Source organism: Rhizobium sp. 05L419, assembly GCF_056397845.1.
This window is the reverse complement of record NZ_JBFTOF010000009.1, coordinates 47,615-64,401: the sequence shown is the minus strand read 5'-3', so window position 1 is coordinate 64,401 and position 16,787 is coordinate 47,615. Positions and strand designations below refer to the sequence as shown.

The window sequence follows — 16,787 nt, the reverse complement described above, 5'->3', positions numbered from 1 at the left end:
TATGCCAAACGATTGTCGCATTTCTACCCGCAAGACGGGTGCAGTATTCTTCAACGGTGCGTTCGCGCTGCTGCTATTGGCCGGGGCCGCGTTGGCGCAGGCGACCACGAGCCAGATGAGCGGGCTAAAGCTCAACAAGGACGAACCGATCCAGATCGAGAGCGACAAGCTGGAGATCCATGATCAGGAGCACACCGCCGACTTCACCGGCAACGTCAAGGTCGTGCAGGGCACGACCACGTTGCAGGCGGGACATATGACGGTGTTCTACAAACCGAAGGGTGGCGATGCCAATGCCAATGGTGCCGCGACGAAGGCATCCGAGACCAAGGCAGCCGACAAGGAGGCTCCGGCTTCCATTGCCTCGGGCAATGCCGATATCGATCACATCATTGTCACCGACAAGGTTTTCTTGAGTTCGGGCACGCAGACCGCAACGGCTGACAACGGTTCGTTCGACATGGCCAAGCAGCTTTTCATCCTCAAGGGCGACAAGGTGGTGCTGTCCGACGGGCCGAACGTATTCACCGGTTGCCAGCTGACAGTGCACATGGCGACGGGAGAGGCCCAATTGGACAGTTGTGGGGGACGCGTCCAGATCCAGCTCGATCCTAAATCACAGAATAAGAACTGACCCCGGCCTCACCACGTGAAATTATTCTCGCTATCGACCAAGTTCGGCAAGGCCGGTTCGCACGCTGCGACCGATGGTGCTGCCTCGGATAAGAGCCGCTACCAGGGCACGCTTATTGCGCGTGGTCTGACCAAGACCTACAGCACCCGGCGTGTCGTGAACGGCGTCTCCCTGGTGGTCCGGCGTGGCGAGGCTGTTGGACTGCTCGGCCCGAATGGCGCGGGCAAGACGACCTGTTTCTATATGATCACGGGCCTGGTGCCGGTCGACGAAGGCACGATCGAGATCGACGGCAACGATGTGACATCGATGCCGATGTATCGCCGCTCGCGATTAGGCGTCGGCTATCTGCCGCAGGAAGCCTCGATCTTCCGCGGGCTGACGGTCGAGGAGAATATTCGCGCGGTCCTGGAAGTGCATGTCAAGGACAAGACAGCGCGCGAGAAGAAACTCGACGAGCTGCTGGACGAGTTTCACATCCGCAAGCTTCGCGAGAGCGCGGCGGTGTCCTTGTCGGGCGGCGAACGCCGCCGCCTGGAAATTGCCCGCGCGCTAGCCACCGACCCGACATTCATGCTTCTCGACGAGCCGTTTGCGGGCGTCGATCCGATCTCGGTTTCCGACATTCAGAATCTGGTCCACCACCTGACGGCGCGCGGCATCGGTGTTCTCATCACCGACCACAATGTGCGCGAGACGCTCGGTCTGATCGATCGCGCTTATATCATCCATGCGGGCGAAGTGCTGACGCATGGCAGGGCGAATGACATCGTCAACAACCCGGAAGTGCGCAGGCTCTATCTGGGCGACAACTTCAGCCTTTGATAGCGCCTGGATGCAGCGAGATTCACCTTCCTGTCACAACCCGCTTGACCAAGTAGAATAAAAAAGCAATTTTTGGGCCAACTTGGATTTCCGTGGCCTGAGCCCCGTTGTAGGACACGGTTTCCCGGAGGAAATGAACGGGAGTTTCGCGTCCGCTATGGCACTTTCGGCCAATCTCTTCCTACGCCAAAGCCAATCGCTGGTCATGACGCCCCAGCTGATGCAGTCGATTCAACTCCTGCAGATGACGCATTTCGAACTCACCCAGTTCATCGCGCAGGAAGTCGAAAAGAACCCGTTGCTCGATTTTCCGTCAAATGACGCGGAAACGGGCGGCGAGCGCAGCGCCGAGGAAGACGACGCCTATGCGCGCCAGACCGAAGAGGCAGGCTTGGACGGCGAGTACGACAGCCGCACGGAAGTTATGTCCGGCGATTGGTCGGATCGGACCGACAGTGCCGGCGCGGGCCGCATGAACGATGAACTGGATGCAAACTACTCCAATATGTTCCCCGACGATGGCGTTCCGCAGCGGGCCGATGCACCCGAACTGATCAGCCAGTGGAAATCGATGCCCGGCGGCGGGGACGGAACGGATTCCTACGATCTTGACGACTTCGTTGCGGGCCAGGTGTCGCTTCGCGACCATCTGGCGCAACAATTGCCCTTCCTTCTGTCCGACATGGCGGATCGCTTGATTGCTCAGTACCTTGGCGATCAGCTTGATGAAGCCGGTTATCTGCACGCCGATCTCGGCGAAGCCGCCGAGCGGCTCGGCACCACCCTAAACGACGTAGAACGCGTTCTTGCGTCGCTGCAGACCCTCGATCCGCCTGGCGTTTTTTCCCGCAACCTCTCGGAATGTCTTGCGATTCAACTTCGTCAGAAGGATCGCTATGATCCGGCGATGAAAGCTCTCGTGGGCAATCTCGAGCTTTTGGCGCGCCGCGACTTCGCGACGCTCAAGCGCATTTGCGGCGTGGACGAAGAGGATCTCCTCGACATGCTGAGCGAAATCCGCCAGCTCAATCCCAAGCCCGGCAGCGGTTTTGAGGCGAGCGTGTCGGAAGGCATCATGCCGGATGTGGTCGTCAGAGCCGCCTCTGACGGCAGCTGGCAGGTCGAGCTCAATCCCGACACGCTGCCGCGCGTCCTCGTCAGTCAGTCCTACTTCGCCAATGTCACGAAGAACGGCGACGATCATGCTTTCCTGTCGGACTGCCTGCAGAGCGCCAATTGGCTGACGCGCAGTCTCGATCAGCGAGCCAAGACGATCATGAAGGTCGCCAGCGAGATCGTCCGCCAGCAGGATGCCTTTCTTCTTCATGGCGTCGACCACCTGCGTCCGCTCAATCTCAAGACGGTGGCTGACGCGATCAAGATGCATGAGTCCACTGTCAGTCGCGTCACCTCCAACAAGTACATGCTGACGCCGCGGGGGCTCTTCGAGCTCAAATATTTCTTCACGGTGTCGATCGGCGCGGTGGAGGGAGGCGACAGCCATTCGGCCGAGGCCGTACGCCACAAGATCCGCGCGCTCATCATGCAGGAGAGGCCGGAGGCGGTTCTCTCCGATGACGATATCGTGGATATCCTCAACAAGGGTGGTATCGAGCTTGCCCGACGGACGGTTGCGAAGTATCGTGAGGCCATGAATATTGCTTCGTCCGTTCAGCGCCGACGGGAGAAGCGAGCCCTCGCCAAAGTCGCGGGCTTTTGAGGAGTAGGGTCGGTACGATCCGTGTGTGCATTTCCGCGTGAAACAGAGCTGTTGTTGACTTTTTGGTAACTTCTGGCTAGAAGCCGCCGCGATTGGCGCTGTGAATAGCGTCGGAGGTTATCCCCATCATCCTCAGGGCGCCCGCAGTCGAGAACTTCGGCCGATCTTGCTTGAGATCGAGCGAAGTGCTTGGATGCTGATGAGCCTTGGCGTAAACTGGTACTCGCAAACCACATAAGAAGGGAAACTCCATGAGTGTGCGTGTATCCGGTAAACATATGGAAATTGGTGACTCCTTCCGCCAGCGGATAGAGGACCAAATTGGTGTGGCCGTCACGAAATACTTCGACGGAGGGTATTCTAGTCAGGTCATCGTGCAGAAGGCCAACGCCCGCTTTTCCGCCGATTGCAAGGTTCATCTCGACAGCGGGGTCGTGTTGCACGCCGCAGGCGAGGCGATGGATCCGCAACTGGCTTTCGATGCCGCTTCCGCACGAATTGAGAAGCGGCTTCGCCGTTACAAGCGCAAGCTTAAGGATCATCATGCCGGGAATCATCTGAATGGTTTTGCCGAAGTCGCCTACACCGTCATGGACGGTATGCCGGATCACGACGAGGAGGTTGCCGACGACTTTGCTCCGGCGATCGTCGCAGAAAGCACGAAGCAACTGAAGACGATGTCCGTCGCGACCGCCGTCATGGCGCTCGACATGACGGACGAGCCGCTGCTGCTTTTCCGCAGCCCCGGCAAGGAAGAATTGAACATCGTTTACCGTCGGCAAGACGGCAACATTGGCTGGATAGACGCAGCCAACATCAAAGGCTGAGATCAAGGCGAGGGCGGCAGGTCACCTGCCGCTCCCTCAAGTCTCGGCACAGAAGGAAAAAGAAATGGCTTTGGCAGATTTGCTGCAGCAAAATGCGATCATTCCCGCTCTCAGGGTAAATTCCAAGAAACAGCTCTTGCAGGAATTGGCGGCCAAGGCGTCGAAAGTGACCGGGCTGTCCGAGCGGGAAATTTTCGACGTTGTTCTGCAGCGTGAACGCCTCGGTTCTACCGGTGTCGGCAATGGCATCGCCATCCCGCACGGCAAGCTCGCAAGCGTCCATTCCATCGTCGGCATCTTCGCGCGTCTGGACCAACCGGTGGATTTCGAAGCATTGGACGACCAGCCGGTCGATCTGGTGTTTCTGCTTCTGGCGCCGGAAGGTGCCGGCGCCGATCATTTGAAGGCCCTGTCGCGGATTGCCCGCGTCCTGCGCGACCACGATCTCGTGGCGAAGCTGCGAGCGACGGATTCCGCTTCGGCGATCTATGCGTTTTTGAACGAAGAGCAGACCTCCAACGCGGCCTGATCACTCTCGATACGAATACAGAAGAGGCGCCTGWTTGCTCAGGCGCCTCTTCTGTTTCCGGCCGTTGATTGGACTCAGAACTCTTCCCAGTTGTCCTGCGCAAGCGCTGCAGAACCATGCGACTGCGCAACGGCGCGCCGAGGTGCCGGAGTTGCAGCCTGGCGGTAGCTTGGCGCGGCTGGAGCGCGCATCTGCTGCGCGGTGGAGCGAAGCGCGGATGCGTGGCTGGAACCAGCGACCCGGAAGCGCATGACCAACTGCTTGAGCGTCTGGGCCTCGTCGTTCAATGTCACGCTCGCGGCGGTCGTTTCTTCGACCATCGCGGCGTTCTGCTGCGTCACCTGGTCCATCTGGTTCATGGCCTGGTTGATTTCCTTGAGGCCGATCGCCTGCTCGCTCGCCGATGCCGAAATCTCGCGGATCAGGCTGTTGATGCCCATCACCTGCTCGGAGATCTTGTGCAGCGTGTCGCCGGCGCGGCCGACGAGATCGACGCCTTCCTTGACCTGAACGGCCGAGGTGTTGATGAGCGTCTTGATCTCCTTGGCGGCATTTGCAGAACGTTGTGCGAGTTCGCGGACTTCCTGGGCGACGACGGCGAAGCCCTTGCCGGCTTCACCGGCGCGTGCCGCCTCGACGCCCGCGTTGAGCGCCAGGAGGTTCGTCTGGAACGCAATCTCGTCGATGACGCCGATGATGCGGGAGACTTCCGTCGAGGACTGCTCGATGCCGTGCATCGAGGAGATCGCCTTGCGCACGACTTCGCCGGATTTCTCGGCGTCCTCGCAGGCGTGGTTGACGTTGTCGGCCGCGGTGCGCGCATTCTCGGCGCTGGAATTGACCTGTGCCGTGAGCTCGTTGAGCGCCGCTGCCGTTTCCTCCAGGCTCGCCGCCTGCTGTTCGGTGCGCCTGGCGAGATCGGAGGCGCTGCCGCTGATTTCGCTGGTCCCAGAGCCGATGTTCACGACGCTGTGGTTCATCGTGTTGATGGTTTCCTCAAGGCTTGCGAGTGCTGCATTAAAGTCCTGTTTCAGTTTGTCGTACTCGCCCGGGAAATCGTCGGTGATGCGGTGACCGAGGTTGCCCTGCGACAGTTCCGAAAGGCCAGCACCGACGATGGACACGATGTGACGCTGCAGGCTGACCGACTGCTGGCGCTCGGTTTCCGAACGGCTGCGTTCGGTCTCTGCGGCGTCGCGCTGATTGTTCGCTTCGGCTTCGAGGCGCTGGGTATTGGCAAGTGCGAAGCGGAAGCCTTCCAGGGCCTTGGCAACGGAACCGATCTCGTCGGCGCGATCCTGGCCGGCGACCGGCTGCTCGTAGCGACCGTCGCTGAGCGCCTTGACGCTGGCCACGAGGCCGCTGATCGGACGCTGGACGAAGGAGCGGACAGCGAAGTAGAGGGCAAGCATGACAGCCCCCAGAACCAGAATGCCGGCGACGACCATCATGAAGGTCTGGTCCCTGACCGGCGCATTGATGGCGCTGTGCGGCACGTCGACAAGTACGACCCAGGTGGTGTTGATGTCAGGCAGGGCGAACGGGTAGACGACGCGATCGAAAGGCTCGTAGCCGTCGTAGGTCAGGTTGGGGACGACGGACGGCTTCAACGAGGAAAGTGCGCCCTGCACGGCATCCGTGCCCTCGCCGTCGTACGCCTTCATAGACAGATCGGCCTTCGGCGGAACGATCCACTTTCCGGTCTGCGAGAGCAGCGTAACGCGGCCGGAGCCGAATGGGTGGAGCTTCGAAAGTTTGTCCGCCAGAGACTTGAGCGAGATGTCGACACCGCTGACACCAATCATCTTGCCGCCAGACAAGACCGGATAGGCGATCGATGTCATGGCCGTGTTTTCGCCGGTGGTTGTCTCCGCATAGGGCGGCGAGAGCGCGCCCTTCTTGCTTGCCGCGGCAAGCGCGTACCAATCGGCCTTGTAGTCGGAATCGAAGGTCGAGAAGGCAAAGCCACCGTCCTTGCGCTTGGTCCAGTATGGATTGAAGGTCCCGTCCTTCGCGGCGCCGAAGTCGCTCTTGCCGGCCATGCTGGGCGACTGTCCGTCGAAGGCGTTCGGCTCTTCCGCGAACCAGCTGCCGAATGCGAAGGCGTTGCGCTCGACGTTGGCTTTCAGCATGTCCAGCACGGCCTTGCGGTCGAGGTATTTGCCTTCCTGGCCGCGGCCGATCGCGCCGGCCATCGAACGGGCAGCGCCTGCCAGTTCGCCGACCGACGAGGCGACTTCGTTGGCGATCGATTTCGCCTCGAGATTTGCCTGATCCATCGTCAGCGTCTGTACGCGGTCGCGGGTCTCGCCGATGAGGAAGAAGTTTGAAACGAGGAGAACGAGCGCGATGGCCACGCCCGTAATCAGGATAAGCTTGGCCGCAAGCGACTTCATGCGAAGGATGGACATGGATTCCTCGGGAGCAAGGATGTGCCGGACAATGCATTCATCGACACAGAGACAAAGGCATCGCTCCTTCATGGAGTAGCCGTGACGAAAGCCATTCCTTTGAGAGGGAGTCTGGCGCTCAAGCGAAAGATCGCCAGAAATCTCTTAAATTTGAGTGAAATACGATGAAGTTGCTGCGCCGCGACGACCAGGCGTCCCGAAATGTCGCGGGCAGGAACCCCTATAGTTTGTTTGCGACGTCGGCGCTGAGCGGGATGGATGGCTGGGCACCCTGCGTGAGGCACGCAAGGGACCCCGCGACCGCGGCCCGGCGGAGCGCCGCCTCGAAATCGAGCCCCTCGTCGAGGCTGGCGGCGAAATAGCCGCAGAAGGTATCGCCGGCCCCGACGGTATCCACCGGTTCGATCTTCAGCCCCTTGGCGCGCGAAAGGACACCATCGCGGATCGCGATAACGCCATCTGCGCCGAGCGTGACGATCAGCGTCTGCCCTGTTTCGCCGTTGAGACGCTTCAACGCAGCCTCGCGATCGTCCGGTCCCATGTTCTCCTGGCCCGCCAGACGTTCGAACTCCGTCTCGTTGGCGATGACAATATCGGCAAGACGCCCGAGCCGCGCCGCGTCTTCGATCAGCGGTGCAAGATTGAGAACGGTGATAACACCACCGGCGCGCGCCGCAGCCAGTGCCCGCTCGACGGCCGGACCCGGGATTTCAAGCTGGAGCATGAGGATGTCGCCCTTGCTCATGGCGCCAACGGCAAGCTCGGCGCCCGCCGCGGTCACGGTGCCGTTCGCACCCGGCACGACGGCGATCATGTTCTCGCCGTCGCCGCCGACCAGGATCAGGGCCGTTCCCGTCGGCTCGTCAACGTGCCGGACGGCGTCAAGCTGCGTGCCGGCTTCCTTCAGAAGTGCGAGCGCCGGCTCGGCGAAACCGTCTTTGCCGACAGCGCCCGCCAGGTGCACCGTGCGGCCGGCACGCCGGGCAGCGAGCGCCTGATTGGCACCCTTGCCGCCTGCGGCTGTCGAAAAGCTATTGCCGGCAACCGTTTCGCCCGGCTTTGGCAGCCGTTCGGTCGTGGCGATGAGGTCCATGTTGATGGAGCCGAAAACTGTGATCATGAAGGTATCCCGTCCAATGCATTTCTTTGGCGGGACACTGCCTGAAGGGCTTACTCGTCGTCAACCACTCTGAGCTTCAGAAGCCCCGTGCGGCTGTCCATGGATTTCGGCGGCGGATCGCTGTCGCGTCCGGATTTTCCGGTTTCGCCGCCCTCGAATTCAAGAGCCTCGATCCTTCCGCCTCGCTTGCTCAGCTTGTCGGCCGAGGTGACGATCATGTCGACGTCCTTCTGGGCCATGGCGAAATGGCCCTGCAGCTTGCGGACGCGCTCGTCCAGTCGGCCGAGGTCGTCCATGAGATTGGCAACCTCGCCTTGGATCACGTGCGCCTGCGCGCGCATCCGCTGGTCCTTCAGGACAGCTTGGATGACCTGTATCGACAGCATCAGCAGCGACGGCGAAACGATCACGATGCGGGCACGATGGGCCTTCTGCACCACCGCCTCGAAATTTTCGTGGATCTCGGCGAAGATGGATTCGGAAGGGACGAACAGGAATGCGGTCTCCTGTGTCTCGCCCTGGAGCAGGTATTTTTCCGAGATATCCCGGATGTGCGTTTCCATATCGCGACGGAACTGATGCGACGCAACCTTGGCAAGTTCCGGCCCGCCGGCGTCGCGGATCGCATTCCATGCTTCAAGCGGGAACTTCGCGTCTATGACCAGTGGCGGTGCGCCGTTCGGCATGCGGATGGTGCAGTCCGGGCGGGATCCGTTGGAAAGCGTCTGCTGGAAGGCAAAGGCGCCCATCGGCAGCCCATCGGCAACGATGGTCTCCATGCGCGACTGTCCGAAGGCGCCGCGCGTCTGCTTGTTGGAGAGGATTGCCTGCAGCCCGACGACGTCCTTCGCAAGAGACTGGATGTTATTCTGCGCGGCGTCGATGACCGCCAGCCGTTCCTGCAGCCGCTGCAGGTTCTCGTGCGTCGATCTGGTCTGCTCCGTGATCGTGCTGCTGACGCGCTGCGACATTCCGTCCAGGCGCTGGTTGATCGCCTGGTTGAGTTCCGCCTGCCGGGAGCCGAACACCTCGGCCATCGCAGACATGCGCCCATGCATCTCTGCCTGGATCTTCAGAAGCTCGGCCATACGGGCATCTGCTTCGGCAGCGTGGTCGCGTGCCTCCTCGGCCTGCTCCTGCCGCAGCTGGCTGCTGCGGACGAGTAGGACGATCATCAGGACGATCAGCGCGATCCCACCGCCGGCAAGCGCCAGCATCGGAGGGCTGATCTGTGAAAGGGTGGCGGAAAGCGAGTCGGAGGCAGCGTTCATCCTGCTAGCATAGCAAACTCGATCCAGTTGGCTAGATCAAAACGTGAACAAGGCACGCTTCACTTGCGTCGTCTGCGGCGACTGTCAACGAAGCGCTAGCCCACAAATCGAATCACCACTTAACCTTTGCTAAACTATATTGGGCAAAAGCTCTGCTCAAATTTCTCTTTCAGCATCAATTACAAAGCAGAGATATCATGACAGTTCAGCCATCCGACAACGCGCTCAAGCAACGTCTCGATTTCATCGAGCTGGACGACGGGGCGCGGGCGGCGTTGCGTGAAATGCGGCCGACGATCTCTGCACTGCTCGGCGGCGCGCTGGACAGATTCTACGGCAAACTGGCTAAAACGCCTGCCGTGGCGAGCTTCTTTGCCGACAAGTCGCACATGAACCACGCCAAGAAGCGCCAGGAAGATCACTGGGCAAATCTCGCCGGCGGAAATTTCGACGAAGCCTACGTCAAGGGCGTCATGGCCGTCGGCAAGACGCACGCCCGCATCGGCCTTGAGCCGCGCTGGTATATCGGCGGCTACGCACTGCTGATGAGCGATCTGATCAAGGGGCTGATGGACAAGCAGTGGCCTTCGATGTTTGCGCGCCAGCAGGGCAAGATGCTTGCCGAGAAGATTACGGCAGTCGTGAAGGCCGCCATGCTGGACATGGATTATTCCATTTCCGTCTATCTCGAAACGCTCGAGGAAAAGCGCCTGAAGCTGGAAGAGGAGCGCGCCAAGGCGGAATCCGATCAGACGATCGCACTCGATCATCTTCGCCGGGGGCTTGAGGCGCTGTCGAACGGCGATCTCGAAGCTACTCTGCCGGCCGATCTGCCCGGAAAGTTCAAGGATATGGGCGAGGACTACAACCGTGCAGTCGCCGCGTTGCGCACGTCCTTCGCGTCGGTCCGGGCAACCTCGGGCGAAATCCTGCAGGGCACCGCCGTGATCGCGAAGGGTTCGGACGATCTGGCGCTGCGCACCGCCCAGCAGGCGGCCGGCGTTGAGGAAAGCTCGGCCGCCCTGCAGCAGCTGTCCGTCAGCGTCGGCCAGACGGCTGCAAACGCCGAAAAGGCCTCCGATGCCGTGCGCGACACGCAGCAGAAAGCAAAGAACTCCGGCGAGCTCGTCAACAGCGCAGTCTCGGCAATGGCGGGGATCGAGAAATCCTCGACGGAGATTGCCAAGATCATCGGCGTCATCGACGAGATCGCGTTCCAGACCAACCTGCTGGCGTTGAACGCCGGCGTCGAGGCCGCCCGCGCCGGCGACGCGGGCAAGGGCTTCGCGGTTGTCGCGCAGGAAGTCCGCCAGCTTGCTCAGCGCACGGCAGATGCGGCCAAGGAGATCAAGAAGCTGATCTCCGAAAGCTCGGTCCAGGTCAACGAGGGTGTCGGTATCGTTAGCAGCACCGGCGAGGCACTGAGCGACATGATCACCCGCATCGACATCATCAACCGCTTCGTTGCCGATATCGCCGCCGCCGCCCGCGATCAGGCAACCGGCGTCAACGAGGTCAGCGTCGCAATCCGCAACATGGATACCATCACACAGCAGAACTCGGGCATGGTCGAACGCACCTCTTCCGAAACCCGACGCCTCCGAAGCGAAGTCGAAAGCCTCGTCGGTCTGCTGCAGCGCTTCCGCACCGGCGGCCACGAGCGCTCTATTCCGACAGCCTCGCGCCGCGCCGCCTGAGCCGAAATGCGTCAAAATTCGGGAGGCGACGCAAAAAAGCGCCGCCTCCGGCGTCCGGATAATTCCATCGGGCAAAAAGATGGGTTATGGGGAACACCATGACCATCAAGCCACTCATCATTCTCCCCGACCCGCTGCTCCGTCAGGTTTCCAAGCCGATCGAACGCGTGGACAGCGATCTTCAGCGTCTCGCAGACGACATGCTCGACACGATGTACGATGCACCAGGCATCGGCCTTGCTGCCGTCCAGATCGGCGTGCCGCGCCRCATGCTTGTCATCGACGTCTCGCGCGAGGGCGAAGAGAAGCAACCGCTCGTCGTCATCAACCCGGAAATCATAAAGTCTTCGGACGAGCGCTCGGTTTACGAAGAAGGCTGCCTGTCCATTCCGGACTACTATGCCGAAGTCGAGCGCCCTGCTACCGTCAGCATCAAGTATCTCGACCGTGACGGCAAGGAACAGATGGTCGAGGCCGACAGCCTGCTCGCGACCTGCCTTCAACACGAGATCGACCACCTGAACGGGGTGCTCTTCATCGACCATATATCGCGGCTCAAGCGCGAAATGGTGATTAAGAAGTTCACCAAGGCTGCGAAGTCTACCAAGGCACTCTGAGTTCTGTTGAACCGGCGGCTGTCGCATACTATGATATCAGCGATATCATAGTGGAGGTGCCGCATGGGCGATCTTCTGATCCGGGATGTTTCCGACGCGATGAAGCGAGAAATCGCCAGCCGTGCGGAGCGTAGCGGCAACAGCCTCTCCGATGAGGCCAAAGAATTGTTGCGCGAAGCGCTCTTGCGCAGGGCCGATCCGCAGCTTGAGGCGCAGTCGGCCTATGATCTGATCCGCGGGGCCTTCGACAGCGAAGGGGCGTCTGGTGACGAGTTCGCAGCCATCATGGACGAAATCGAAGCAGAACGTAAAAAGGATTTCGGCCGGCCGGTCGAGGATTTGGAATGATCGTCCTCGACACCAATGTCATTTCCGAACTGATCAGGTCCACGCCGCACGAGGGCGTGAAGGCGTGGCTCTTTCGCCAGGATCGCTCAAGGCTCTACCTCTGCACGGTTGTCTTGATGGAGCAGACGTACGGCGCAGAGAAGACAATGTTGAAAACCGGCTCCGATCGCTATTTCCGGGCGATCGACAATCTTCTGGCTGGCCAGTTCCGCGACCGCGTTTCCGTCTGGGATGCCGACGCCGCTTTCATGACCGGCCGTCTCCGAGCAAAGCGTGAGAGCATGGGACGTCCGATCTCGGTTCAAGACGCCATGATCGCCGCCATCTGCCTGACGCATGGTGCAACGCTGGCGACACGCAACACAAAAGACTTCGAAGGGCTTGATCTCAAGTTCGTAAACCCGTTTGAAGACGGCTGATCCTATAGACTGGCGAGAAAGAATGTCTCTTCGCATCATTTTCATGGGAACGCCCGAGTTCTCGGTCCCCACCTTGCGCATGCTGGTGGATGCCGGGCACACGATCCCGGCGGTCTATACGCAGCCGCCGCGTCCGGGCGGGCGGCGCGGGCTCGACTTGCAGAAGTCGCCGGTGCATCAGGCCGCTGAGCTTCTCGGCATTCCGGTCTTCACGCCCGTCAACTTCAAGGAGCCGGACGAGCGCACGCGTTTCGCAGACCACGGGGCCGATGTCGCCGTCGTTGTCGCCTACGGCCTGCTGCTGCCCGAAGCGATCCTCGGCGGCACGCGCTACGGCTGCTACAACGGCCACGCGTCGCTGCTGCCGCGCTGGCGCGGTGCCGCCCCCATCCAGCGCGCGATCATGGCCGGCGATGAAAAGACCGGCATGATGGTGATGAAGATGGACAAAGGGCTCGATACCGGGCCGGTGGCGCTCACCCGCGAGGTCGAGATCGGCCCAGACATGACCGGCGGCGAGCTGCACGACAAGCTCATGCATGCCGGCGCGAGAGCAATGGCCGAGGCGATGGTAAAGCTCGAAATGGGCGATCTGCCCCTGACGCAGCAGCCGGCAGAAGGCGTTCTCTACGCTGCGAAGATAGACAAGAGCGAGACGCGGATCGATTTTTCCAAGGATGCGGCCGACGTGCACAATCATATCCGCGGCCTGGCGCCTTTTCCTGGCGCATGGTTCGAGCTGACGGTCGGGACCAAGCCCGAGCGCGTGAAGGTGCTGGGCTCGGAGCGTGTGGAAGGCTCCGGCACCGCAGGCGAATTGCTGACGGACGATCTCGCGGTTGCCTGCGGCTTTGGCGCGGTCCGCCTGACCAAGCTGCAGAAAGCCGGCGGCAAGCCGATGGCGGCTGCCGATTTCCTGCACGGCATACCGCTTCCATCAGGCACGAGGCTCGCCTGATGCACCGCTATCGCATGACCGTCGAATATGACGGGGCGCTTTATGTCGGCTGGCAACGACAGGATAACGGCCCGTCCGTCCAAGCGGCGATAGAGAAGGCGATCCTGTCGGCCAGCGGCGAGACGGTATCGGTCCGCGGCGCGGGGCGCACCGATTCCGGTGTGCACGCGATGGGCCAGGTCATCCACGCCGATCTTGCCAGGGAGTGGGCGTCCTTCAAGCTGCAGAATGCGTTGAATGCCCATCTGAGGCTTGCAGGCGAGCGTGTCTCGATTGTTGAGGTTGACGCGGCCAGCGAATTCTTCGACGCACGCTTTTCAGCGCTGCGCCGCCACTATCTCTACCGCATCATCACCCGCCGCGCACCGCTGGCGATCGAAGCCGGCAAGGCATGGTGGGTGCCAAAGACGCTCGATCACGAGGTGATGCATGCCGCCGCGCAGACGCTGGTGGGCAGGCACGATTTCTCGACGTTCCGCTCGGCGCACTGCCAGGCTAACAGTCCCGTTCGTACGCTGGACCGGCTGGACGTGACCCGCAACGCCGAACTGATCGAAATTCGTGCCACGGCCCAAAGCTTCCTGCACAACCAGATCCGGTCATTCGCGGGAACGCTGAAGCTCGCGGGCGAGGGCAAATGGACGCCGGACGATGTCCGCGCCGCGTTGGACGCACGCGACCGCAAGGCCTGCGGCCCCGTGGCGCCGCCAGACGGGCTCTACTTCATGCAGGTCGACTATCCCGAGGTGATCATCGACCGCCGCAATGCCGGCCAGGCCGGTAACCAGGTTGATGATCCGTCATAAATCCCAGGTTGGCGGAAAACCTGCGGAATAGTGCGCAATACGCACTATTCCCTTTCATGAGTGCGTATGATGCACTGTATCCTATCCAAAAGCGGCGATCGGTATGCCGACAACCGTCATCATCGGGAAACTGAGGAACAGGATTTTCGCCGATGATCGCAATCCGCCGCATTTCCATATCGTGACACCCGAGCACGAGGCATTGGTACAGATTTCTGACTTTGCCATTCTGCGGGCTCGATCGATCGCCGTTCCTATGAGATTGCCCTGGCGTGGGCTTCCGACAACAAGGAGGTTTTGGAACATGAATGGCAGCGCCTCAACAAACGATGACATGATCTCTGTAGGCCCGCCTGTTCCGAAGATCGTCGAGGTAGAGCCACTGGATGCTCGCAAGGTCAGGATCACCTGGAAATCCGGAGAGAGCAAGATTGTGGATCTGGCGCCGGCGCTGGAGAGCCGGCGCATCTATATCCCGTTGCGCGGCGATGCCGCGTGACCGGCAGTGAGTACGGCGACGCCATCGAATGGCCCGCTGAGGACCTCGTGTTTTCGGCGGTATGGCGGCCGCCTTGGAGATATCGAGACGGCTGGTAGCAGATTATCGCAAGGGCAAGCCGATCCCGCGCCACATCGCGCTGGCAAACGCGCTATCTGATCGAGCACCATGTCAAATGATCGAACCTATATCGGGTAAATGCCGAGAAAACGCTGAAGATACTCCGATAGCAGCAGGGATGGTACGAGCAGCACCAGTGTCAGTGCCCCGACGATCAGGCCGTTGCCGTGGAGGATCATCCTGAGGATGCGGGCGATGGAGAAGACCTGCGCCAGCATGAAGGCAAGCAACAGCAGCGAGACGAGGCCCACAAGCCCCGGCAGGAAGAAGACGAGCGCGAGCAGCAGCCCGTTGATATAGGAGAGCGGTACGCCCAGCCAGTTGACGCTGACGATCAGTGCCGAGAAGCGTTCGCCCTTGTGAAATGCAAGCAGCAGCAGACCGGCCAGCACGAGCGGCACGAACCAGTTCGCGGCCTCCACGAGCCCCAGGCGGAAGTAGAAGAGCATGCCGACATCGGTGTGCGGCGGCATGGTCTGCAGGAACGCCTGGCGCCACCAGAGCCATGATATGCCCATGGGCGGCAGGCACCACAGGATCGCCCAGAAGGAGCGATTGACGCCGCGCTCGGACATGTCGAGAAACCGGAAGCCGCGCGGATCCATGCGGATCAGCAGCCACAGCCCTGCCAGATAGTATTGAACTTCCCTAATGCCCGGCATTCTCGAACCAGCGCTCGATGAAGGTTTCGTAGATGACGGTGAGGCGCTCGAGGTCGGAAACCGCGACGCGCTCGTCCACCATATGCATGGTCTGCCCGACGAGGCCGAACTCGACGACTGGGCAATAATCCTTGATGAACCGGGCGTCGGAGGTGCCGCCTGTCGTGGAAAGCTTGGGCGAATGACCGGTCACGCTTTCGATAGCCGAGGACATCGAGGCAATCAGCGCATTGTTGCGAGTCAGAAACACGTGGCTCGGACGCTCCGCCCAGACGATGTCGTACTTAAGCGGCGCGCGACCTGGACGCAGCACGCCGTCGCTGGCGGCGGCATCGAGGCGGCGCAGGATCTCCTCCTGCAGGCTCTCGGCCGTCCAGCTGTCGTTGAAGCGAATGTTGAAGCTTGCCGTCGCCTTGGCGGGAACGACGTTCGTCGCCGGGTTGCCGACGTCGACGGTCGTTACTTCGAGATTGGATGGCTGGAAATTGTCGGTGCCGGTGTCAAACGGCGGGTCCATCAGCGCCTGCGTCAGCTGCAGGATGCCGCGCACCGCATTGTCAGCAAGATGCGGATAGGCGGCATGGCCCTGGACGCCGTGAGCCGTAATCTTGCCGGAGAGCGAACCGCGGCGGCCGATCTTGATCATGTCGCCAAGCCTGTCCGGATTGGTCGGCTCGCCGACAAGGCAGGCATCCCAGCGCTCGCCGCGCTCGGCAGCCCACTTGAGCAGCTTGGTCGTGCCATTGATCGCAGGACCTTCCTCGTCGCCGGTGATCAGCAAGGAGACGGAGCCTTTCGGCGCGCCATGCTTCTCGATATGGCGGGCAACAGCTGCAACGAAGCAGGCGATGCCCCCTTTCATGTCGACGGCGCCGCGGCCGAAAAGGTCGCCGTCAGCGATCTCCGCTGCAAAAGGCGGATACGTCCAGGCGGCTTCGTCGCCGACCGGAACCACATCGGTGTGGCCGGCGAACATCAGGTGCGGGCCGGCATCGCCGAGGCGCGCATAGAGGTTCTCGATGTCGGGCGTGCCGGCCTCTGACGCCCTCACCTTGTCTACCTCGAAGCCAAGCGGCGACAGCATCGCGTCGAGTGCCGAAAGCGCACCGCCCTCAGCAGGCGTGACGGACGGGCAGCGAATCAGGGTCTGGAGATTGGCGACGGGATCGGTAGCGGTCATGGAAATGGAACTATCCGGCGGTAGTGGCAAAGAAAAGGCAAGGCGGCGTGGCCGCCCTGTGGAATGCGCCGTCCGTGTGCCGGATCGATGTCCGGCCGGCAACGTGGCGGCGACCCGCGCCTCGATAGACGCGCGGGTCGCCGG

General features: G+C 61.3%; 17 protein-coding genes. 12 read left to right on the top strand and 5 right to left on the bottom strand.

Going from position 1 to position 16,787, the window contains the following annotated elements; all coding sequences use genetic code 11:
* The first annotated feature begins 1 nt into the window (after position 1).
* The 5 genes from AC1DMK_RS14030 (at position 2) to ptsN (ending at position 4,535) form a co-directional block, all read left to right on the top strand.
* The gene (locus AC1DMK_RS14030) at positions 2-634 is read left to right on the top strand and encodes an LptA/OstA family protein (protein ID WP_037060543.1); all 633 of its coding nucleotides are present in this window, start codon (positions 2-4) and stop codon (positions 632-634) included.
* A 15-nt stretch (positions 635-649) separates the two neighbouring features.
* Positions 650-1,459, top strand: coding sequence for an LPS export ABC transporter ATP-binding protein (gene lptB / locus AC1DMK_RS14025; RefSeq protein WP_477859743.1), 810 nt, complete (start codon positions 650-652; stop codon positions 1,457-1,459).
* Between the two features lie 157 nt (positions 1,460-1,616).
* Complete coding sequence (rpoN, locus tag AC1DMK_RS14020) at positions 1,617-3,179, top strand: RNA polymerase factor sigma-54 (protein WP_477859896.1); 1,563 nt, start codon at positions 1,617-1,619, stop codon at positions 3,177-3,179.
* A 251-nt stretch (positions 3,180-3,430) separates the two neighbouring features.
* Positions 3,431-4,006 (top strand): ribosome hibernation-promoting factor, HPF/YfiA family, encoded by a 576-nt coding sequence (gene hpf, locus AC1DMK_RS14015; protein WP_037060549.1) that lies wholly within the window; start codon positions 3,431-3,433, stop codon positions 4,004-4,006.
* Positions 4,007-4,070: 64 nt separating this feature from the next.
* Positions 4,071-4,535, top strand: a complete 465-nt coding sequence (gene ptsN / locus AC1DMK_RS14010; RefSeq protein WP_007529605.1) for a PTS IIA-like nitrogen regulatory protein PtsN — start codon at positions 4,071-4,073, stop codon at positions 4,533-4,535.
* Between the two features lie 74 nt (positions 4,536-4,609).
* Here the strand turns inward: ptsN and AC1DMK_RS14005 are convergent, their stop codons facing one another.
* The 3 genes from AC1DMK_RS14005 to AC1DMK_RS13995 all read right to left on the bottom strand — a co-directional run bounded on the left by AC1DMK_RS14005 (position 4,610) and on the right by AC1DMK_RS13995 (position 9,337).
* On the bottom strand, positions 4,610-6,946 hold the full coding sequence (locus tag AC1DMK_RS14005; protein WP_477859741.1) for a methyl-accepting chemotaxis protein: 2,337 nt from the start codon (positions 6,944-6,946) through the stop codon (positions 4,610-4,612).
* A 220-nt stretch (positions 6,947-7,166) separates the two neighbouring features.
* The gene (locus AC1DMK_RS14000; RefSeq protein ID WP_037060555.1) at positions 7,167-8,066 is read right to left on the bottom strand and encodes a ribokinase; all 900 of its coding nucleotides are present in this window, start codon (positions 8,064-8,066) and stop codon (positions 7,167-7,169) included.
* 50 nt (positions 8,067-8,116) lie between these two features.
* Complete coding sequence (locus AC1DMK_RS13995) at positions 8,117-9,337, bottom strand: DNA recombination protein RmuC (RefSeq protein WP_037060557.1); 1,221 nt, start codon at positions 9,335-9,337, stop codon at positions 8,117-8,119.
* 197 nt (positions 9,338-9,534) lie between these two features.
* On the opposite strand from AC1DMK_RS13995, the gene AC1DMK_RS13990 reads away from it, so the two are divergent.
* The 7 genes from AC1DMK_RS13990 to AC1DMK_RS13960 all read left to right on the top strand — a co-directional run bounded on the left by AC1DMK_RS13990 (position 9,535) and on the right by AC1DMK_RS13960 (position 14,681).
* Positions 9,535-11,034, top strand: a complete 1,500-nt coding sequence (locus AC1DMK_RS13990; RefSeq protein WP_477859738.1) for a methyl-accepting chemotaxis protein — start codon at positions 9,535-9,537, stop codon at positions 11,032-11,034.
* A 98-nt stretch (positions 11,035-11,132) separates the two neighbouring features.
* Positions 11,133-11,651: a peptide deformylase gene (gene def, locus AC1DMK_RS13985; protein ID WP_477859736.1), complete on the top strand. Its 519-nt coding sequence runs from the start codon at positions 11,133-11,135 to the stop codon at positions 11,649-11,651.
* A gap of 63 nt (positions 11,652-11,714) precedes the next feature.
* Positions 11,715-11,999, top strand: coding sequence for a FitA-like ribbon-helix-helix domain-containing protein (locus AC1DMK_RS13980; RefSeq protein WP_037060562.1), 285 nt, complete (start codon positions 11,715-11,717; stop codon positions 11,997-11,999).
* The gene (locus AC1DMK_RS13975; RefSeq protein ID WP_037060565.1) at positions 11,996-12,418 is read left to right on the top strand and encodes a type II toxin-antitoxin system VapC family toxin; all 423 of its coding nucleotides are present in this window, start codon (positions 11,996-11,998) and stop codon (positions 12,416-12,418) included. The genes AC1DMK_RS13980 and AC1DMK_RS13975 overlap by 4 nt, the downstream gene beginning before the upstream one ends.
* Before the next feature lie 22 nt (positions 12,419-12,440).
* The gene (fmt, locus tag AC1DMK_RS13970) at positions 12,441-13,376 is read left to right on the top strand and encodes a methionyl-tRNA formyltransferase (protein WP_037060568.1); all 936 of its coding nucleotides are present in this window, start codon (positions 12,441-12,443) and stop codon (positions 13,374-13,376) included.
* A complete protein-coding gene (gene truA, locus AC1DMK_RS13965; protein ID WP_037060572.1) occupies positions 13,376-14,182 on the top strand; it encodes a tRNA pseudouridine(38-40) synthase TruA in 807 nt (268 codons plus the stop codon). Before fmt ends, truA begins: the two co-directional genes overlap by 1 nt.
* 304 nt (positions 14,183-14,486) lie before the next feature.
* Positions 14,487-14,681: a DUF2442 domain-containing protein gene (locus AC1DMK_RS13960; RefSeq protein ID WP_477859732.1), complete on the top strand. Its 195-nt coding sequence runs from the start codon at positions 14,487-14,489 to the stop codon at positions 14,679-14,681.
* A gap of 185 nt (positions 14,682-14,866) precedes the next feature.
* Here the strand turns inward: AC1DMK_RS13960 and AC1DMK_RS13955 are convergent, their stop codons facing one another.
* Both AC1DMK_RS13955 and dapE read right to left on the bottom strand, forming a co-directional pair.
* The gene (locus tag AC1DMK_RS13955; protein WP_037060575.1) at positions 14,867-15,463 is read right to left on the bottom strand and encodes a hypothetical protein; all 597 of its coding nucleotides are present in this window, start codon (positions 15,461-15,463) and stop codon (positions 14,867-14,869) included.
* A complete protein-coding gene (dapE, locus tag AC1DMK_RS13950) occupies positions 15,450-16,643 on the bottom strand; it encodes a succinyl-diaminopimelate desuccinylase (RefSeq protein WP_477859730.1) in 1,194 nt (397 codons plus the stop codon). Before dapE ends, AC1DMK_RS13955 begins: the two co-directional genes overlap by 14 nt.
* Positions 16,644-16,787 lie beyond the last annotated feature (144 nt).